The sequence below is a fragment of the Nocardia nepalensis genome (assembly GCF_048910785.1).
Classification (GTDB): domain Bacteria; phylum Actinomycetota; class Actinomycetes; order Mycobacteriales; family Mycobacteriaceae; genus Nocardia; species Nocardia nepalensis.
This window is the reverse complement of record NZ_JBKBET010000028.1, coordinates 424,935-446,084: the sequence shown is the minus strand read 5'-3', so window position 1 is coordinate 446,084 and position 21,150 is coordinate 424,935. Positions and strand designations below refer to the sequence as shown.

Annotated in this window: 10 protein-coding genes; 1 reads left to right on the top strand and 9 read right to left on the bottom strand. The window is 67.2% G+C overall.

The genetic code is table 11. The annotated features are described in order from the left end of the window. Nucleotides 1-14 precede the first annotated feature (14 nt). The 9 genes from ACHQ4I_RS22765 to ACHQ4I_RS22725 all read right to left on the bottom strand — a co-directional run bounded on the left by ACHQ4I_RS22765 (nucleotide 15) and on the right by ACHQ4I_RS22725 (nucleotide 17,142). The gene (locus ACHQ4I_RS22765; RefSeq protein ID WP_420773817.1) at nucleotides 15-4,226 is read right to left on the bottom strand and encodes a TIGR02680 family protein; all 4,212 of its coding nucleotides are present in this window, start codon (nucleotides 4,224-4,226) and stop codon (nucleotides 15-17) included. Between the two features lie 3 nt (nucleotides 4,227-4,229). Beyond that, nucleotides 4,230-5,645 (bottom strand): TIGR02678 family protein, encoded by a 1,416-nt coding sequence (locus ACHQ4I_RS22760; RefSeq protein ID WP_420774181.1) that lies wholly within the window; start codon nucleotides 5,643-5,645, stop codon nucleotides 4,230-4,232. Beyond that, a complete protein-coding gene (locus ACHQ4I_RS22755) occupies nucleotides 5,645-7,132 on the bottom strand; it encodes a TIGR02677 family protein (protein ID WP_420774180.1) in 1,488 nt (495 codons plus the stop codon). The genes ACHQ4I_RS22760 and ACHQ4I_RS22755 overlap by 1 nt, the downstream gene beginning before the upstream one ends. Nucleotides 7,133-7,286: 154 nt before the next feature. Continuing rightward, nucleotides 7,287-7,610 carry a type II toxin-antitoxin system PemK/MazF family toxin gene (locus ACHQ4I_RS22750; protein WP_420773816.1) on the bottom strand — a complete coding sequence of 108 codons (324 nt, stop codon included), beginning with the start codon at nucleotides 7,608-7,610 and terminating at the stop codon, nucleotides 7,287-7,289. After that, complete coding sequence (locus tag ACHQ4I_RS22745) at nucleotides 7,600-7,812, bottom strand: hypothetical protein (protein WP_420773815.1); 213 nt, start codon at nucleotides 7,810-7,812, stop codon at nucleotides 7,600-7,602. Before ACHQ4I_RS22745 ends, ACHQ4I_RS22750 begins: the two co-directional genes overlap by 11 nt. Nucleotides 7,813-7,873: 61 nt before the next feature. After that, a complete protein-coding gene (locus ACHQ4I_RS22740; protein WP_420773814.1) occupies nucleotides 7,874-11,806 on the bottom strand; it encodes a CHAT domain-containing protein in 3,933 nt (1,310 codons plus the stop codon). Between the two features lie 68 nt (nucleotides 11,807-11,874). Further along, a complete protein-coding gene (locus ACHQ4I_RS22735) occupies nucleotides 11,875-13,014 on the bottom strand; it encodes an NsdA family TPR-like regulatory protein (protein WP_420773813.1) in 1,140 nt (379 codons plus the stop codon). Nucleotides 13,015-13,545: 531 nt separating this feature from the next. Beyond that, complete coding sequence (locus tag ACHQ4I_RS22730; RefSeq protein ID WP_420773812.1) at nucleotides 13,546-16,149, bottom strand: AMP-binding protein; 2,604 nt, start codon at nucleotides 16,147-16,149, stop codon at nucleotides 13,546-13,548. A 99-nt stretch (nucleotides 16,150-16,248) separates the two neighbouring features. Continuing rightward, nucleotides 16,249-17,142: a PAC2 family protein gene (locus ACHQ4I_RS22725; RefSeq protein ID WP_420773811.1), complete on the bottom strand. Its 894-nt coding sequence runs from the start codon at nucleotides 17,140-17,142 to the stop codon at nucleotides 16,249-16,251. 145 nt (nucleotides 17,143-17,287) lie between these two features. Between ACHQ4I_RS22725 and metH the strand changes: the two genes are divergently transcribed. Further along, nucleotides 17,288-20,884: a methionine synthase gene (gene metH, locus ACHQ4I_RS22720; protein ID WP_420773810.1), complete on the top strand. Its 3,597-nt coding sequence runs from the start codon at nucleotides 17,288-17,290 to the stop codon at nucleotides 20,882-20,884. Nucleotides 20,885-21,150: the final 266 nt, after the last annotated feature.

Genomic DNA, 21,150 nt, shown 5'->3' with positions numbered 1-21,150 from the left:
TATCCATTCGGGTTTCAGCCAACGGGAGCGGGAGCGCCCGGCATATTGTCCAGTGCGAGGCCGCCCTCGATCCCGTTCGGGACGCGGCGGCGGTTGGGGGAGCCGAGGGCGGCGGTGAGGTCGGTGCCGTCGTGTTCGGCGAGCAGATCGCCGCTGTCCCACACCAATAGCGTTGCGCTGACGGTGTTCTCGGCCGCAGAGTGCGCGAGATCGTAGTGCGCGCATCCGGGGACGTGCGGATAGGTGATCCACAGGTCATAACCGGTCATGAACAGGTCGAGGTCGAATTGCACACTCAAGCCCAGCAATTCGCTGCGGCCGTTGTCGTCGACGCCCGCGAAGGCCTCGTCCAGCGCGAGCAGGCGCGGGGCCTGCGGATCGGCGGAATCGAGCATGACGTGCGCGGCCGCGAACAGCGGCAGATGCAGCGACACCGACTGCTCACCACCCGAGAGCGCGCTGTGCCGGGCCACGGTCAGCTTGTCCTCGCTGCCGTCGGCGGCGATGAGGGTGAAGGAGAACACCCGCCAGGTCCGGTAATCCAATGTCGCGGCGAGGATTTCGGGATACGAACGCTCCGGGTGCGCGGCGCGGGCGGCGCGGATCTCGGCGGCGAAGTGGGCGCGGATCGCCGCCAGATCCTCGGCGACGAGTGCGGAGGCGTCGCGGTCGAGCAGCTTGCACATCGCGCGGGCCGCATCCGAGAGCGAGTCAGACAGCACCCAGTGCACGCCGATCGTATTGCCCGAAGACATGCGGCGCTGTTTCATCTCCGCGCCCATCCGGGCGATGAGATCGCGTGCGTCGCTGGTGCGTTCGTAGATCTGCTGGGCAAGACCGGTGAGCAGTGCGTCCTCGAGGATCCGGCGTTCGGCGTCGGTGAGCAGCAGTTCCTGATCGCGGCGGGCGGCGGCTATGCGGGTGGCGAAATCCGCGAGGGCGGACAAGCCGTTGTCGTCTTGGACCTGCACGACCGTCAGGCCGTCCGCGGCATCCCACTGCAGCCGGTAGTCACGGCCGGAACCGGCGAGCGCGGCGTCGAATTCCTGCAGTGCCGAGGTCACCGCGCTGCGGGTGGACTTGCGGGCGGCCTCGCCCGCGCGCACCGAAGAGGTTGCGGCGGTGAGGTTGTCGAAGAGTTCGGCGACCTCGTCCGGGAGCACCTGGGGTTCGACCTGCGGTCCGGCCGCCGAAATGCGGTAGAGCAGTTGTTCGGAGGTCGACCAGGCGGCGTCGCTGCTCGGCCAGCGGCTGTCGGCGGGAGCGCCGAGCAAGGTCAGCAGATCCGGTTGTGCGTAGGGCGCAAGGGCTTTCACATCGGCGAGGACTTCGGTAAGCGCGGTGCCGAGGGATTCGTGTGCGGTGCGGTAGGCCGCCTCGGCGTCACCGATCGCCTCGATCGCCTCATTGGCCGCCTTGCGGGCGGCCTTCTGCTCCGCCCTGGTCGCCTCGATCTTCGCGCGGGCCTGTTCGAGTTCGCGATCGATATCGGCGGCGCCCGCGCCGAGCGCCTCGCGCAGGGTTTCGAGTTTGCGCAGTTGCTCCTGGTAGCCCGCGTTGGCGGCCTCGGCCTCCTCGGCGAAGGCCTCGGCCAGATCGCGGGCCTCCTCGAACCGGTCCGAACCCTCGCGTTCGCGTTCACGCTCCCGTTCGTGGTCGGCGCGCAGCCGCAGCAGGCCGGTTCCGGTGTTCTCGAAATGGCGGATGGCGGCGGCGAGCGCATCGATCTCACGGGCGTCGCGCGGGGTGCGGTGGGTCTGGGCGACGGAGCGCAACTTCTTCTCGATGGCCGACGCCTCGGCCACCGCTTGGTCGAGATCGCGCTCGGCCTGCGCGACCGCCTCGGAGCGCGAGCGCATCATGCCCGCGGATTCCGATACCGCGCGCAAGGCGGTGGTAACGGCGGAGGGACGCGGTAATGCCTTGGCGGCCGCGGAGATTCGCGTGAGTTCGGCGGTGGCCGCGGCTTCGTCGGCCCGGGCCTGCCGCTGGGCTTCCTCGGCCGCTTCGATCGCGGCCGCGAGCTCGGCGAGCCGGATTTCGCGGCGCTTGGCGCGGGCGGTGGCACCGATGAATTCGGCGTCGGGCTTGTGATGGCGGCCGACCTGGACGCCTTGGCGGAACCCGCCGGTGGTGCTCACTGCGACCTCGGGGCCGAGATCGGAGTCCTTGTCGTAGAGTGCGATGGAGGCGAGAACATCGGCCACAACCTGCTCAGGCACCGTGAGGTCGGCCGAATCATCCTCGACGACAAGCACATCGGCGAGCGTGCGACCGGATGGCCTGGCCTCGAGCGGCAGCGGGACCAGGAACTGATCCGAGGTGTATTCCGGCCGTTCGGATTCCGCGCACACCCAGCTGTCGAGCAGATCGGCGGCGTGCAGGGCGGCCTCGATGCCCGCGGCCTGCTGTGGCGTCACAGCATCAGCGAAACGGACCAGCCGCCACAGCGGAGCACCCGCACGACCCTCGGCATTGCGCGCGCGGGCAGCGAAAACCGGTGGGGCCTCGTCACGTTGGGCCGCGACCTCATCGCGTTCGGCTCCGAGCTCGATGAGTCGGTCACCGACCAGCGCGGCGGTGGCGCGGGCCTCCTGACGGCGCGTCCGGATGTCGTCGAGCAGCGTTTCGGAGTGTTCGGTCAGGACCTCGGCGACACCGGCGGCCTCGTCGGAGCCCGCGGTGGCCAATGCCGCGTCGAGCGCTTCGAACAGGCCTTTCTGAATGGGGGAGTAGACCTCCCGATGCGCGTCCCACCACGTGCGCAGTGCGCCAGCGGCTCGGGTGCGAGCGAGCACGACGGCGGCCTCGGCGGCGGAGACCTCGGCGACGGCCGATTCGCGTAGCGCCCGTGCCCGTTCGGCCAGTTGTTCGGCTCGAGTCCGTTCGGCCGTAGCGGAATCCATCAGACCGAGTACCTTGCGAACCGCCCGCACGTCGGCGTCGCGCTCCTCGGCATGTCCGCGGACCGCCGCGGTCAGCTGGTCGCCACGGGCCTGATCGGCTAGTCCGGCCCAGGTGATGCCGGCCTCTTCGGCGGCGGCGCGCAATTCGTCCTCACCGCGCGCCAATGCGGCAGCCGCGTTCTGCACGGCCGCCTTGGCGCGTTCGGCCTCCTGGCTGCGCTGATCCAGGGTCTGGCGGGCCTTCAATGCCTTGTCTTTGTGTACACCTGCCGAGGTCTCCAGGCGGCGCACCGCGTCGGCGAGATCGTCGAGCTGCTGCTTGCCCTCGTAGGCGCTGGAGCGCTGCAGGGTTTCCCGGTCGGAGAGGGCTTGTTCGTAGGCGCGGTCGGCGTCGTCGGCGCGGGCCTCGGCGGCGGTGCGCTCGGCCTCGCGACGTTCGCGCAGCGCGGTGGCGGCGAACAGTGCGGTGCTGGCATGGGTCACCGCGTCCAGGCGGGTGCGCACCTGATCGACATCGGTCTTCGCCTGTACCGCAAGATATTTCCGGTACACGTCGACGAAGGACCTGGTTGCGTTGTCGGCGTGGACCAGTCCCTCGAGGGTGCGCCCGACCTCCTCCATATCGCTGAACGAGCGGGCCGCGTCCAGGATCAGCTGATCGTCGAGCGGGCGCAGACCGTCGGTCAGCGCCTGCGAAAGTCCACGCGGATCAAGGTTCTTCGCGAGCTGTGGGCGGCGCAGTGTGAGGATCAGGTTGATCAGCTGGTCATAGCGCTGGGTGCCGAGGCCGAACATGCGCGCGTCGATCGCGTTGCGGTACTCGACCGGACGGTCGACGATGGCGTCGGTGCCGATCTGCTCGGCAAGCTGCTTGCGGGTGAGCGGGCGGTCGTCGGGACCGATGAGCGAAAAGTCGACGCCCGCACGGCCGTCGGCGACGAAGTACCAGCGGGTGACCTTATCGGAGGAGCGGGTGGCGCGCATGCCGATGCCGATGGTGACGACCTCCGGATCGTCCCACTTACCGCGCGCGAACTCCATCCACACATACGAGTACGCGGATTCCTGCTTGCGGTACAACAGGTTCGACTTCATGGTGCGCTCTTCACCGGCGAACGGGTTGAGCCTGCGCGGTTCGATCCGGCCGTCGAGCACGAACGGGAACAGCACCTCCAGGGCCTTGGTCTTACCGGAACCATTGGGGCCGCGCAGCACCAGCCTGCCGTCGGCGAAGCAGTACTCCTGGTCGCGGTAGTCCCACAGGTTGATGATCCCGGCGCGGGTCGGGACGAACCGCACTCCGCCGTGGATGAGCGACATGGTTTAGATCCCTTCCGTACCAACGCTGTCGGCCCCGAGGGTGTCGGAGGCGGTAACGAACAATTCGGCGGCCCGCTTCGTGCGGACGGTGACCACCGCGCCACGGTAGCGAGCCAGGGCGGGCAGGACGATCAGTCCGTCCTCGACCACCTGGACCAGGCGCAGCCGCTCCAGCAGGGCGGTCACCTCCCTGGTCAGCCCGGGCACATCGGCCTGCCATTGCGCCGCGAAGGTGACACCGTAGCGGTCGGTGAGTGCCTGCACGGTTTCGCTGACCCAGCCGGCCTCGACGAACGGGTAGTTCGCGCGCACAGCGGCCAACGCCTGCGCATCGGCGTCCGAATCCTGCTCCACCACTTCGGGATCGGTCGACGGGAGATCGGCGAGCGGGACGAAGACGGTCGATTCCGGAATGGCGCCATCGAGCTGTTCGGCCAGCGCGACGGCCGGATCGGGCGCGCCGGGGCGGACCGGTACCGGGTTGTCGATATCGAGTACGCGATCGGCGATCTCACCGACCAGCAGCAGCGCCACCTGCGCCAGCGTGCCGGTGCCCGGAAAGCGGACATCGGACAGACGGCCGGAGACATCGATCAGCGCCACGCCCTCGGCACGGCGTTCGGCGCGCAGCCCGGTGAACAGTTCGACATCCGCGATGACCCGGTCCTGCATCAGCAGCGGTCGTTCGTCGTAGGCCAAATCCTCCGCGTACACGACAGGACGTTCGACGAGGTTGCGGCGCACCCGGCGCGCGGCATCGGCGGCCGCCGCATTGGCGGCCGGGCCGTGCGCCACGGCGTCCTCGGTGAGCAGACCACGGACGCTGTGCAGATGCTGCAGCGCGCGTGGCGGGCGGAACAGGGCGAAGACCACCGGTCGGTCGATGTCATAGAGCGCTTCGCCCGCCTCCGGATCGGCCGCCCAGCCGCCCGCGTCGCCGTCGGCCAGGGTGAGCGCACCACGGTGTGCGAGCCAGCCGACGGCATCGACGAAGGCGTCGCGATCGGCGGCGCGGTCGGGTGCGAGTTCGAGACCGTCGACCCGGCCGGTGTAGGCGGCGACCTGCTCGGCCAACTCCGACAACGTGATCTGATCGCCAGCGCGGCCGAGGGCGGCCAGGGCCAAGGCCAAGTAGGCGTAGCGGCGGCGGTCGAAGACGCGTTCGGTGACGGCGCGGGCCGGTTTGCCGGAATCCAGGCGATCGATGATCGGGAACACGCGGGCCGTCGTCTCGGTGACTTCGAGTCGGTAGCCGAAAAGTTCGGCGAGGTCTTCGCGGAGTTCGGTGGCCCAGCGCCGGATCAGCGGCAGCGCGATCCGGTCCGGATAGGTCCTGGTGACCAGGTGATTGGCGAGGATCACCCGGGCGGCGCGCTGGTAGTTGTCAAGGGCGAGTGGGTTGACGCGGCGGGCGTGGATCATGCGCGCCGCCCGCGCGTCGTCTGCTTCACATCTAGTCGCCGGTTGTTCAAATGCAGCAGGCCGCGGGCGGTGCGGACCACGGTCGAGCCGGGATGTGCGGTGACGGTGAGGGTTACGCCGCTGTCGGAGCCGGTGGTGCCGTCGACGCGGCCGCTGACCGGGACCCATGCGGTGGAGGCGGCGTCGAGCAGGCGCAACAGCACTTCGGTCTCGCGTTCGTCGAGGACGCGGTCGTGCACATCCGCGGCGGCCAGGGATTTGGCGGCCTCGGCGCGGGCACGCTGTGCGTCGAGTTGGGCCTCGCGGAGTCGGCGAATTCCGGCGTCGTTGCGCTGAATTCGGGCCGGGGCGCCGGCCTGTGCCGGTCTGCCGGTTTCGGCGAGGGTGCGCGAGATCTCCAGTGGCGGCGCCTCCCACCAGGACCGGATCGCGGGGATGAGATCCGCATCCGGATGTTCCAGCGACAGGTGGCGCGGCCTGCCGAGACCGAAGACGGCATCGAAGAGTGCGTGTGCGCTATCGGCGGTGGGCGCGGCGGTGAACCAGCCCGCGAGGTGCCGCAGCGCCGATTCGCGACTCACCCCGCCCTTGCGCGTCTCGGTAACGCGCCGCAAGAGCGACAGGACGGCGGCAATGGCGCTCATGGTCGCCTCCCGCAGCCGATCCGCCTCGGTCGCGGACGATTCGCCGGGAATATCGGAGGCCGTCGCGACGAACCAGGTCCGCAGACCCTGCCAGCGTGCGCGCCAATCCGCTTGTCGCTCCGCCACACTCAGCAGCACTCGCTCGTCGCAGCTCGCGGCCCGCGCGATGAGTTCGTCGACTCCGGTCTCCTCGATCTCGCCGATCGCGGCGGCCAAGCGCGGCGCGAAGCGGGCCAGATCCATGCTGAATTCGCGCATATGCGCGAGCAGCGCGTCCTTGTGCGCGAGGAAGGACTCGGGGGTGATCTCGGTCGTGCGAACCATATCGCCTAGCGAGAGATAGAAATGAGCGGCCCGCGCCGCCATATCCGAAAGCGCGGCATCGAGACGACGCAGCGTCCGATAGACGCGCTCGGCATCACCGGCCTTATTCGCATCTGCGAGGGTGTTCAGATCCGCCAGCAACTCCGGCAGCACCAGTCGCGATAGCGCGGCCTCATCCAGCCGCGCCTCGAGGACTCCCGCGACCGCCCGATACGCCTTGAACCCGGCCTGAGTCAGCTGATAGACGTAGTGCCGATTCCGATACTCCGCGAGTGTTGCCGCCCGCGTCCCGTCGTAACTGCGCTCGACCACACCCCACTGATGCAGCTGATCCAGCAGCGGCCCGATCTCCACCCCCGTCAACGGTGGCGCATCGACCCCGCTGCGTTCGATCCAGGCCGCCACATCGTCGGCATGCAACAACACCACATACGCCGCGCGCGCACTGTCGAATGCCCGCAGTACCCACAAGTACTCCGCCCGCTTCTCAGCCGTAGCGAAGGAAAACAGCCGCAACCGCTCATCCCACAGCGCGGGTGCGGCGTACGGCAGGCCGTCAACGGAGTCGGTCACCGGGAACAGGGTAGTAGCGGGTCGGTCGCGGCCGTCGAGACCGACCCCCATTCGGCGTGGCTGTGTCCGGTTTGCTCCGGTTCGCCACATCGCGGGGTCAGAGGTCGAATCGAGCCCGAAGCCCGATCTTGACCTGCTCGAGCACTTCCGGTGCGAGCTCACCGACCTGCTCGGTGAGGCTGTCCTTCGCAACGATCGCGATGTCGTACAACGCGATCACCCGCGAGCCCTCGGGCACCGCGACGGTGAGCAATTGATGGCGTGACGGCACTTCGCGAGCCTCCCGCACCGGCGCCGCGACCAGCATGGGGCGCTGGCGAATCACCACATCGGAGTCCACGATCACCACGGTCGCGCGACGCCCGGAGATCCGGCTGACGAGATTCCAAATCTGGCCTTGACGGGTGGGTTCAGCTGGCACGGCCGAACAATACGTGCTCGGCAGACTGCTCGGCGTCCTTCGCCCATTCGGTCCCGGTGCTATCGGGCAGCGCCCTGAGTTCATCCTCGAGCAACTGCCGGCGCACGGCCTTCGAGATGTAGTCGCTCAACTTGTCGTCCGAGGCCGCACGCAGGCGGGCGGCGAGGTCGTCATCCATCGAGATATTCATGCGCACCGCCATACAGCCAACTTTACAGCGGATATGACACATGGCGATACAGAGATGCGCACTACCTGCGGAATTACGCCGGGGGCAGGAGTCGCCGGAGCCAGGCCCTGCCCTGTTCGACGACGGTGTCGATGCCGGTGTGGGTGGCCCGGTTCGGCTCGACGATATCGAGGACTCGGCCCAGGTTGGTCATGGCGAATTCCATATCGCGCAGTGCGCGCGGGCTGGCCGGATCGGTTTCGAGGAGATCCTTGGCGATCGCGAGGGCCTCGCGGTAGACCTCGGCGGCGGTGTCGTAATCGTCCTCTCGTTCGGCGGCGTCGCCGATGGCGGACAGGATCAGGCCGACGTCGCGGTGCAGTTGCAGGTTTTCGGGGTCGGCCTCGGCGAGGCGGCGGGCGAGGGTCAGGGCCGCGGTGTTGTGGCGGAAGGCCAGGGTGTAGGCGCCGGTGGCGGCGGCGACCTTGGCGAGTTGGTGGTGGGAGATGCTGAGGTCGCGTTGCTTTTCGGTATTGGTCGGATCGGCGGCCGCGAGTTGTTCTGCGAGGGTGAGGGATTGGGTGTAGTGGTGGTCGGCGGAGAGGTAGTCGCCGGTGCGCATGGCCAGGTCGCCGAGTTTGTCGTGGGAGATGCTGAGGTCGCGTTGGTTGCGGGCGTTACCCGGATCGGCGTCGGCGAATCTGCGGTGGATGGCCAGCGATTGGGTGTAGTGGGTGCGGGCGGTGTGGAGTTCGCCGAGTTGCAGGGTCACATCGCCGCAGCGGTTGAGGGCGATGGCGAGGTCGCGTTGGTATTCGGCGTTGCCAGGGTCCTTTTCGGCGAGTTCGCGATGGATGGCGAGGGATTCGGTAAAGAAGTTGACCGCTTCCTCAGGGGTTTCGAAGAGCAGGGCCGTATCGCCGATCTGCTGCATGGCGATGGCGACATCGCGGGCGATTTCGGTATCGCCGGGGTCGGCCTGGGAGAGTTCGTTGCTGATCAGGAGCTTTTCGAGGTAGTGGCGGCTGGCGGCGTCGCCGTGGCCCGCGCGCATGGCCAGGTCGCCGAGTTTGCCGTGCGCGATGGCCAGGCCGCGACGGGATTCGGCGGCGTCGGGCCCGGATTCGGTGAGATCGCGGTGGAGGGTGAGGGATTCGGTGTAGAGGTGATGTGCGCCGTCGAGGTCGGCGGTCAGTACGGCCAGGTCGCCGAGTCGGGCGCAGGCATTGGCGAGGTCGCGGCGCAGTTCGATGCTGGGTGGGTCGTTATCGGCGAGGGTGCGGCGAATGGCCAGTGCCTCGGTGTGGTGGGCCAGGGCTGCGGTGAGGTCACCGGTGCGCACGGCGATATCGCCCAGACTCTCCAGGGCACGGCTGAGGACCTGCTGCATTTCGATGTGGTGCGGCTCGGTGCGGGTGAGATGCCTCGCGGTGCGCAGGGATCGGCTGTAATGCTCGCGGGCGGTGCCGAGATCTCCTGCCAGCATGGCCAGTTCGCCGAGGGTGTCCAGGCCGACGACGAGCGCACGCCGGGAATCTGCGCTGCCGGAGGAGGATTGGACGCGGACCCGCAGCACGTTCACCAGCGCGGTCTGGCGATCGGTTGCGGCACCGAGGTTTCCGGTACGGCGTAGCGCGCGCACCTCGCGGTCGCCGAGCTCCAGATATCCGGGAGTGTCATCGGGCAGTGTGGGCATGATCTCGCCGAGCAGCGCGGCGACCTGCAGTTGATCCAACTCCCGGCAGAAGGGGATGGCGAGTTCGGTGAGTTCCGCGTATCGCCCCGCGGCGAGCAGATGTCCGCAGGCCTCGCTGTAGTCGTCGAAATCCCGGAAACCGGCCGAGATTCGGGCCAGCCGCATCGAATAGGCCCGACTGTGGCGGCGTATGCGATCCGGGTCCTGATGCGCGTCGAGTGCCTGTGCGACCCACGGGTGCACCACATATCGGTCGTCGTCGGTGGTCAGCAGCGTCAACCTGATCAGGGTTTCGATCCCCGCCATGACTTCGCGGCGCTGAGTGCGGGTAGCGTCGGCGCCGAAGCGGGCGTGGCAGATATCCAGATCCCGCAGTGGTGTCCGCGATAGCGAAATCTGCAGCAGCAGTTCGCGTTCGGCGGCATCGAGCAGCTCGAGCAGAGCGTTCACGAGGATATCCCGGGAGCCGAGCACTACCGCGGTATCCAGACTTTCGGCCAGCGTCCGGTCCTGGCCGAGATCGACCGCGTGTCCATCGGCGAGTCGGCGCAATTTGTCACCGACCGGACGCAATGTGCCATCCCCACTGCGCAATAGCGCGTCGACGAATTCGATGAGCCGTGGATGACCGCCGATGGTGCGCGCGACGAGCTGACGCTCATCCGGTCGCAGACCGCTGATCTGGGGCAGCCGCAAGAACATTCGCGTCAACTCGGCCGGACTCAACGGCGTCAGCCCGACCTCGGTGAGACCACCGGGAATCGGATACCGGCAGGTGACCAATAGCCGTCCCGTCATCGCGACCCGGCACAGCTGCGAAAACTGTTCGGCGAAACCGGGATCGAGGAATTCGGCGCCACCGGGCCGGGTCAGATTCTGCTCGAAATCGTCGAACAACAACAGCAATCGGCTACCGGCCAATAGCCGATGAACGTGCTTCAGCACCTGTCCGTCGCCATCGCGGGCGAGTGCATCGCCGACCTCACCCAACGCCGCGTCGTCCTGGATGGCCGCGCGCACCGCGTGGCACAGCGCCGTCGGATTCCATTGCCCCACATGTTCGGCGATATGCCAGCCGCGCTCGCGCATGCGCGCGGCGACTCGCCCGGCAACCGCCGTCTTGCCGAGTCCGCCCATCCCGGTGATCACCGCACCGGGTCCGCCAGTCGGGGCGTCGAGTAGCCGCACGATATCGCGCACCGGCCCCCGGCGGCCGATCAGATATCCGACCGGCAACTCGCGCACCGTGGCACCGCTCGGCGCTCGGGTGCGTCGACCCAGTGGACGCGGCGGCGCCGCCGGATTCCACAGCGGCCGATCGGCCACCCCGGTGAGCAGCGTCGGCACGAACCACTCGGGCGCAATCACACCTCCGTCGGCGAGGCGTTCTTGTTCGAGGGCATAGCGCGCCTGCCCCAGCGCGAAGGCGACCGACCCACCGGAAAGCATCGCGTAGAACGACTTCGCCAATAGCGTGGCATACCGGTCGGACACCCGCGTCTGCATGACGAGCACCCGCTCGACACCCCCACTGATCAACGTGCGCGCCAGCCCCGCGGGCCCACCATCGACTCCGCCGCAACTCGACAACACCACCAATGGCAGCGCCCGTTCCGACGCCCGCAGTGCGGCAATGAGGTCCGCGGCCTCGACCACGTCCGGATCGCCGTCCTCATCCTCCAATTCCAGAACTGTCGCCGACCCGTGCGCACCCAGATGCAGCACATGGAATTCCTCGGCCCGCAGTGCCGCGGTGATCTGCTGCAGCGAAGCGACTTCCAGAATGCGCACGCCGCCGCCACCCTCGGTCGGTACCTGCGATACCGCGTCGAGGAGCGCCTGCATCTCCGCCTCGACATCCAATGCGAGATTCGCCGTGCGGGTTTCGGTCGGCGCGGCCACCGCGGCCAGGATCTTCAACGGTCCCGGCGGGAGTACGGGGGCGGGCTGCCCGGCACCGGAGTACCGGCGCGAGACGGCCACATTCGGCCGCATGGCCAGCGGTACGTCGTCGGCCAGCATCAGCATCTCGTACGGCAACAGCATCGTGTCGTCGTCGACATCGAAGACCACTTCGGTATCGGATCCATCGACGAGCCGCGTGAGATGCCAGATCGTCCGCGGCTCGAACAGCGCATCCCGCAACGCCGCGCCGATCTGAGCGACCGTCCGGCGCACGGTATCCGGTCGACCGCCCACCGCACCCCAGGCGAGGGCCACCTGATCGGGCAGGGGCGCAATCGTTTCCCCGATCGGGGCATCCGCCTCCAGCACGGTGGTTCGCAGCGATCCGTCCGCATCGCGACGCACAATGACACGAACTCGATTCATCGCCCACCCCTAACCGCCGGCGATGATCCAAAACTACCGCGAATCAGCCGATGCCGACGGACAAATGATCACTCGGGCGAGAGCATCCGCAACTGGTCCAGATACACCATGGTGCGCGGATCACCGGGGAACCGCTCGACCATTTCGCGCGCGGCCTCGCCCGCGATCCACATCAGCGACGGCAGCGATCGGCGTTTACCGGCGAAGGCCCGCATACCCTCGTGCACCGCGAGTTCGAGGTCGCGGTCGCGCACGGCGACCACCGCGAGGGTCAGATGTGCCTCGGACACCCGCATCGGATTGCGGATCGTCCCGTCGGCTCGGGTCGAGTTGCGGATCACCTCGCGCGCATAGGATTCCGCGCGCGGATTCTCGCCGGCGACCCGGCAGCAGTCCATCGCGTAGAAGTCGTACTTCTGCGGGTCGACCACGAAATGATTGTCCAGATTCGTCGGATGGTCGAGTCGCTCGAGAATAGCTCGGCCCTGAGCCAGTGACGCCTCGACCTCGCGCCGATCACCCAGCCGGGCCCACGCCTTGGCCCGCTGCGCGGACAATTGGACTCCGACACCGAGTTTTCCGCAGGTCACCAGCGCCGGGTCGACCGCCTCGATCGCGCCACGATAGTTACCCTGGGTCAACGCGAACCAAGCGGCCATTTCCGCACTCCAGCCGGTGATTTCGGCGTTCTCCGCCTCCTGGCCGAGCGAATGGGCCGCGCGGCGGGTGGCTTCGGCGGTGGTGCGGCGGCCGAGATCGTAGTCAACGCAACCGACCAGCAGTGCGACCCAACCGGCCAGTACGAGAATTTCCCGATGCTGCGAAAGGGTCAGCCGACCGTCCAGCAGTGAGGTGATGCGGCGCAGCCACGAGGTGCCCTCGGCGTGCAGATCGTGCGGATCCGTGTACGGATACTCACAACACAGTCGCTCGGCGGTGATCCGGATGGCGTCCAGCGTGGCGGTGGAGACATCGGACATCCGCAGTCTGCCGATGAATTCGAGGGTGTCCATGCCGGTGGCCGAAAGCAGTTCGTCATCGCGGTTGGGACGATTTTTCGGGAAGAACGCGGCCGTCACCGTGTCGAATGCGGCCGCGATGATAGGGGCATAGAAATCATCCGGTCGCGACTCGCCCGATTCCCAGCGGCGCCAGTTACGCAGCAGGGTACTGTCCGTCGGCAGGTTGTGCGAAGACTTCGCGCGCATCACACGGACGGCGTCTGCTTGTGACCACCCCCGCGCATCGCGTTCGGAGCGCATTCGGACAGCCCAGACGGGTCGATCGTCTCCAGCGGCCACATCTGTAGTATCGCACCAGTTAACGCTCAGTGGCCCGGATAGGGCATACAGATGTCACTGGGTTGACATCTGCACTCGCAGTTTTGCGTCCTACATGCTGAATATGGGCGCGGAGGATTTGCCAAGGCCCCTATGTAAGTACATCTGCTCTTGCAAGTGCGCAGTGCCCCTCGGCGACGGGGGTGATCCACACAAGAGAACAGCGAGATCCCCAATCCAACGGAGGTTCGGGTGGAAGCGTTGATCTATGGATACTTGCGTGACGATCTGGCCGATGGACGCAGTGCAGAGCTAGAGGATGCGATGAGCAGCCTCGCCCGCGAAGAAGGCCTCTGCTTCGCCGCAACATTCCATGAATCGACTTCCGGTGACGGCACGGCATTCGCCGAGCTGACCCAGGAGCTCAAGCGGGCTGATGCGCACCACGTCGTGGTGCCCTCACTCGATCATCTTGCCGGCCAGACGATTCCGCGCGACATTCTGATCGCGAAGCTGGCCCAGGACGCGGCGGCCCAGGTGTGGACCATCGAGAGCTGCGCTCTTCGGGACGAGGGCCTTCGCGAGGCAGTTCTTCACGAGGACTGACCTGCGCCGCAGATTCGCCACCAGCCACGTCGCGACCAGACCGGCCCCGAGTGATGCGAGCAGCGCCGCCACATGGTGTTGCCCGAATGGCGGATAGACCTGCCAGTGCAGCAGATACACGAATAACGAGCTGTCGGCCAGTAGCGCGGCCACCCCGGCCACCAGTGCGGGCACCCGCACCGCGGGCAGCCAGATCAACAACAGCAGGCCGGCCATCACGAGCCGCTCCCGATCGGGAACGCCGAAGTAGCCGGGCACCGAGACCAGCAGCACCGCGCTCACCAGCAGCCGCTGCCAGATCGAGGTAGCCTTCGCAGCCGCCCAGCCAAGGGCGAAGAACCAGCAGGCCAGCGGCGAGAATGGCACATCCTTGGCCGGGTAGAGCCCGAACGACCAAACCCGGAACACCATGGTCAGCGCCGCCAATCCGATGGCGAACCAGAACGGATTGCGGCGTGCGACGGCATCGATGAACGGCACGCGCACCAATAGCGCGGCCACCACCATGAACAGCACCAGCACCTCGATGAACCACAGGTGCCCGGCGGTGTCGCTATCGCGTGGGCCGAGAAACTTATTGAGCAGCAACACGTTCTGCCAGCTGTAATAGTCGGTGAACAGCAGCGTGATCGAGACCCAGGCGGCGGTCGGGATCGCGATCAGTGCCACCGTGCGCAGCGCATTGCGCAGCCGTTCGGCGCGCGGGGTCGTGGTGACGGCGAAGCGGGCGAAGTTGAATCCGGCGACGCCGAGCAGCACATGGGCCGCGCCCCAGAGCACGAACATGCCGATATGCGAGCCCGCGATCAGCACGATCCCCGCGGCGCGCAGCAGCGTGGGGGTGTCCACGGAGCGGCCGAATGCGGTGTGGCCGTGAGGAACCCGTTCGAGTTCGGCGACAGTGCGGTCCGGCCAGTTCGCGGGCAGTCGGCCGAGTGCCCGCTCGAGGCGGGTCGAGGTGGTGATGTAGGTCAGTGAGTTGCCGCCGAGGTCGACGAAGGTGCTGTCGGGCCGGATCAGCGCGGGGTCGATGCCGAGGGCGACGGCGTAGAGCGCGCGGATATCGCGGGTCGGCAGGTCGGGTTCGGGCGTGGTCAGTTGTCGGATCGCGGGATAGTCGGGCTTTCCGTTGGGCAGGCGCGGCATATGCGCGACCGCGCAGACACGGATGGCCGTGGCCGGCAAACCCGACAGTTCGGCGGCGGTCGCGGCGAGCGATTCCGCCGGGTTTTCGGAGGCGACGACCAATTGGTCGTCACCATCGGTGCAGCAGGCCGTGAAACCGGCGGCGGCCAAACCGGATTCGAGCCATTGCAGGTCGATGCGCAGGCCGAAGATCTTCGCGAACCGGCTGCGCCTGCCGACCACCTGATACAGGCCGTCGGGTGTGCGTCGGGCCAGATCGCCCGTGCGCAGGGATTCGACCGTGCGTCCGAGAGCGAGATCGCGCGGGCAACGGGCATAGCCCATCATCACGTTGGGGCCGTGATAGACCAGCTCCTTCTCCTCGGCATCCGGCACCGGCTCGAGGGTGAACCGGCCGCCGGGAATCGGCACGCCGATGCAATCCGGATGCTTCCCCGCCAATTCCGCTGGCAGATAGGCCATCCGGGCCGTGGCCTCGGTCTGGCCGTACATCACGACGAAATCCCATCCGGCGCGCTTGCCGAGCCGGGCGTACGCGCGCACCCGCTCGGGCGCGAGGCGGCCACCGGCCTGGGTGATATAGCGCAGCGCGGGCAGCCGCATGCGGTCGAAGCCGATGCGGTCGAGCAGATCGATGGTGTACGGCACGGCCGCGAACGAGGTCACCCGGTGCTCGCGGACGTCGTCCCAGAACTGGTCGTCGACGACCGACCGGTCGGTGAGCAACAGGCTCGCACCGCGCAGCAGATGGCTGTGCACGACCGACAGTCCGTAGCAATAGAACATCGGAAGAGTCGTCGCGGCGCGATCATCGGGGGCGATGGACAGATATTCGGCGATGGCGTCCGCATTGGACAGCAGGTTGGCGGCGCAGAGCCGCACCAGCTTCGGCGAACCCGTCGAACCCGAAGTGCTCAGCAGCAGCGCGAGATCCGGATGCAGGCGGTGCGCGGAGACCTCGCGCCGAATATCGGCGTCGCCATCGATCACGACATCGGGATCGTAGGCGGCCAGCAATTCCCCGGTGATCTCCGAGGTGAGCAGGACGACACAGCCGGCGCTCAGCGCGCCCAGGTACGCGACGAGAGAATCGATATCGTTGCGCGCCGCGAGCGCGACGAGCCGCCGGTTCGGTCCGAGCTGCCGTGCGAACTCCTCGACGAGCGCCGCCAGCTGCGCATAGGTGATCCGCTCCAAACCATCCGGCACCGATTCCGCTGCTGTGACGGCCGCCGATGGAGATCGAGGACAGAGGACGGCGATCCGGTCGTCGAAAGTGCGAAGGTGCGCGACGATCCGGTGAATAGTCACCGGAGAAGTCTAGATGGTAAGCCTATCCACACCGGCCAGTGGCCCCCTGGCGAACTTTCGGTGAATTGCCCGGAGTCGAACCGCAACGGCCCGAATCGATTACAGCCCGAAGCTGCCCGGACCGCGCCTGCGCAGGTACTTTTCGAATTCGGCCGCGATCGCGTCGCCATCGATCTTGGCCATCGCGTCGTTCAGATCGACGGCCGCGTCGCCGCGTTCCTCGAGCGAGCGCACGTACTCGCTGATTTCGTCATCGCCCACCGTCATCTCGTTGACGGCGGTCTCCCAGTCCTCGGCCTGCTTGGGCAGCTCGCCGAGCGGCACCTCGATATCGAGCACATCCTCGACGCGATGCAGCAGCGCGATGGTCGCCTTCGGATTCGGCGGCTGGGAGACGTAATGCGGCACGGCCGCCCAGAACGATACGGCGGGCACGCCCGCCTTCACACACTGATCCTGCAGCACCCCGGTGATACCGGTCGGTCCCTCGTAGCGGGTCTGCTCCAGGGCGAACCGCTCGGCGGCCTCCTTGCTATAGGCCGATCCGGTGACCGGCACCGGGCGGGTGTGCGGGGTATCGGCGAGCAGTGCGCCGAGAATGACGACGGTCTGCACACCCAGCTGTTCGATGAACTCGAGCAGATCCGCGCAGAAGCTGCGCCAGCGCATATTGGGTTCGATACCGCGCAGCAGCACCACGTCGCGGTCGCTGCCGGGAGGCGAGCAGACCGAGAGCATGGTGGCGGGCCACTGGATTTCCCTGGTCACCCCGTCGACCTGACGCACCGTCGGCCGATTGACCTGGTAGTCGTAGTAGTCCTCGGAGTCGAGTTCGGCCAGCGGCTCGGCATCCCAGATCAATTCCAGATGCTCGACGGCGCCACTTGCCGCATCACCCGCGTCGTTCCAGCCTTCGAAGGCAGCGACCAACACAGGATCGCGCAATGTCGGCAGTTCCGGCTCGGGTGATACCGGAGGTTCACTGGAGTTCACCCCGGTCAGCCTACGGCGTGTGAGGAGCTGGCGTTGAATTTGCGCGGTCGGCGCGGCACTGTCCGTTCATCTGTCTGGGTAGGTGTGGTGTCCGACACCGGCACGGTGGTTCGGCATGTCGTAGCGGCCCATTACGCTTGATCACATGTCTGCGTCCAGCACCGCCGCGTTCGATACCACGCTTCTCGACACGCTCCGTCGGCGCGTCGTCATCGGCGACGGTGCGATGGGCACGATGTTGCAGGCGGCCGATCTGACCCTGGACGACTTCCGCGGCCTCGAGGGCTGCAACGAAATCCTCAACGACACCCGCCCGGACGTGCTGCGCAGCATTCATCGCGCCTACTTCGAGGCCGGTGCGGACGCGGTCGAGACCAATACCTTCGGCTGCAATCTGCCCAACCTCGCGGACTACGACATCGCCGACCGGATTCGCGATCTATCCGAGCGCGGCACCCGGCTGGCCCGCGAGGTCGCCGACGAGATGGGCCCGAGCGCCGACGGCACCCCGCGCTATGTGCTCGGTTCGATGGGGCCGGGCACCAAGTTGCCGACGCTGGGTCACGCCCCCTATACCGCGCTGCGCGATGCCTACACCGAGGCCGCCCTCGGCATGCTCGAGGCGGGCGCGGACGCCATACTCATCGAAACCTGCCAGGACCTGCTGCAGGTCAAGGCCGCGGTCACCGGCAGTCAGCGCGCCATGGCCAAGCTGGGTCGGCGGATTCCGATCATCACCCACGTCACCGTGGAGACCACCGGAACCATGCTCGTCGGCAGTGAGATCGGCGCGGCGCTCACCGCGCTGGAACCGCTCGGCATCGACATGATCGGACTGAACTGCGCCACCGGGCCGGACGAGATGAGCGAGCACCTGCGCCATCTGTCCCGGCACGCGACGGTTCCGGTTTCGGTCATGCCGAATGCCGGTCTGCCGGTGCTCGGCGCGAACGGCGCGGAGTACCCGCTGACCCCCGAAGAGTTGGCGATCGCGTTGCGCGGGTTCGTCTCCGAGTTCGGGCTCGCCCTGGTCGGCGGCTGCTGCGGTACGACGCCGGAGCATATTCGCCAGGTCACCGCGGCGGTGCGCGAGGTGGAGCCGACGCTGCCGTCGTTGGACGCGCGCCGCGAACCGGTGCACGAACCGAGCGTTTCGAGCATGTACACCGCGGTGCCCTTCGAACAGGACGCCTCGATCCTGATGATCGGCGAGCGCACGAATGCCAACGGCTCCAAGGCATTCCGTGAGGCCATGCTCGCCGAGGACTGGCAGAAATGCCTCGATATCGCCAAGGACCAGACCCGTGACGGCGCGCACATGCTCGACCTGTGCGTCGACTACGTCGGGCGCGACGGCACCAAGGATATGCAGGCGCTGGCGTCGCGGCTCGCGACGGCCTCGACCTTGCCGATCATGCTCGACTCCACCGAAACCCCGGTCCTGCAGGCCGGTTTGGAGCATTTGGGCGGTCGCTGCGCGGTCAACTCGGTGAACTACGAGGACGGCGACGGGCCCGAATCCCGGTTCCAGCAGACGATGAAGCTGGTCGCCGAGCACGGCGCCGCGGTGGTCGCGCTGACCATCGATGAGGAGGGGCAGGCCCGTACCGCCGAGAAGAAGGTGGAGATCGCCGAACGGCTGATCGCCGATATCACCGGCAACTGGGGTCTGCGCGAAAGCGCCATCATCATCGACACGCTGACCTTCACCCTGGGCACCGGCCAGGAGGAGTCGCGGCGCGACGGCGTCGAGACCATCGAGGCGATCCGGCTGCTGAAACAGAAGCATCCGGAGGTGCAGACCACCCTCGGCCTGTCGAATATCTCCTTCGGCCTCAATCCCGCCGCGCGCCAGGTGCTGAATTCGGTGTTCATGCACGAATGCGTCCAGGCCGGACTGGATTCCGCGATCGTGCACGCCTCCAAGATCCTGCCGATCGCCCGCATTCCGGAGGAACAGCGCGAGACCGCACTGGATCTGGTCTACGACCGCCGTAGCGACGGTTACGACCCGCTGCAGAAGCTGATGTCGCTGTTCGAGGGTGTGTCGGCCTCGTCGTCGCGGGCCTCGCGCGCGGAGGAGTTGGCGGCGCTGCCGCTGTTCGAGCGGCTGGAACGGCGGATCGTCGACGGTGAGAAGGCGGGCATGGAGGCCGATCTCGATGCCGCCATGACCGAGGTGCCACCGCTGCAGATCATCAACGAAACACTGCTGTCGGGCATGAAGACGGTCGGCGAACTATTCGGCTCCGGCCAGATGCAGCTGCCGTTCGTGCTGCAGTCGGCCGAGGTGATGAAGGCCGCGGTCGCCTATCTGGAGCCGCATATGGAGGTCACCGACGACAGCGGTAAGGGCCGCATCGTGTTGGCCACCGTCAAGGGCGATGTGCACGATATCGGCAAGAACCTGGTCGACATCATCCTGTCCAATAACGGCTACGAAGTCGTCAACCTCGGCATCAAACAGCCGATCGCGACCATCCTCGACGCCGCCGTGGACAAGAAGGCCGATGTGATCGGCATGTCCGGTCTGCTGGTGAAGTCGACCGTGGTGATGAAGGAGAACCTGGCGGAGCTCAATTCCAAGGGCGTCGCCGACCAGTTCCCGGTGCTCCTCGGCGGTGCGGCGCTGACCAGGGCCTACGTCGAGAACGACCTCACCGAGGTCTACCACGGCGATGTGCACTACGCCCGCGACGCCTTCGAGGGTCTGCGGCTGATGGACGAGATCATGACCCGCAAGCGCGGCGGCGGCCTCGACCCGGACAGCCCGGAGGCGATCGCCGAACGCGAGAAGGCGGCCGAGCGCAAGGCGCGCCATGAGCGTTCCAAGCGGATCGCCGAACAGCGCAAGGCGGCCGAGGTGCCGATCGAGGTGCCCGCGCGCTCCGATGTGGCCGCCGATCTGCCGGTCGCGGTGCCGCCGTTCTGGGGTACTCGGGTGGTGAAAGGTGTTTCGCTGCAGGAGTATTCGGGACTGCTCGACGAGCGTGCGCTATTCCTCGGCCAGTGGGGTCTGCGCGGGCAGCGTGGCGGCGAGGGCCCGAGCTACGAGGAGTTGGTGGAGACCGAGGGGCGGCCGCGGTTGCGGTACTGGCTGGACCGGCTGTCCACCGAGAGCGTGCTGCAGCATGCGGCGCTGGTGTACGGGTACTTCCCCGCGGTCTCCGAGGGCGATGACGTGATCGTGCTGACCGAGCCGAATCCGGATGCGCCGCAACGGTATCGGTTCACCTTCCCGCGTCAGCAGCGCGATCGGTTCCTGTGCGTCGCCGACTTCATCCGGTCTCGCGAACACGCCCGCGAAACCGGTCAGGTCGATGTGCTGCCGTTCCAGCTGGTCACCATGGGCCAGCCGATCGCCGACTTCGCCAACGAGCTGTTCGCGGCCGATAACTACCGCGACTATCTCGAGGTACACGGCATCGGCGTCCAGCTCACCGAGGCACTTGCCGAATACTGGCACCGCCGCATCCGCGAGGAGCTGGTGCTGGAAGGACATGCGGTCGCCGACTCCGATCCCGCGGATGTGCTCGAGTACTTCAAACTCGGCTACCGCGGCGCCCGCTACTCCTTCGGCTACGGCGCCTGCCCGGACCTGGAGGACCGCGCGAAGCTGGTGGAGCTGCTGGAGGCCGACCGAATCGGCGTCGTACTCTCCGAAGAGCTGCAGCTGCACCCGGAACAGTCGACGGACGCCTTCGTACTACTGCATCCGGAGGCGAAGTACTTCAACGCCTGACGAATTCGGCCGGGCCGGGTGGGCGATACAAGTGTCGTGGGAGTGCGCCCCTCGACAGGCTTCGGTGGATCCCACGCGGCTCGGTCCGAGGGGGTGCGCGAGTACGGGTGGCCGCCGTAGACGCCGAGAGGCGCGGCCGTGTGATACCGATCGGTCTGTTTTCGAGCTGAATTTATTATCCGACCGGACGCGGCGTTGTGATTCTCACCGCATCGAAACCTGCCCGCCGGTGCCGCGTTCGGTGCTTCCAGGGCCTTGATTACCTC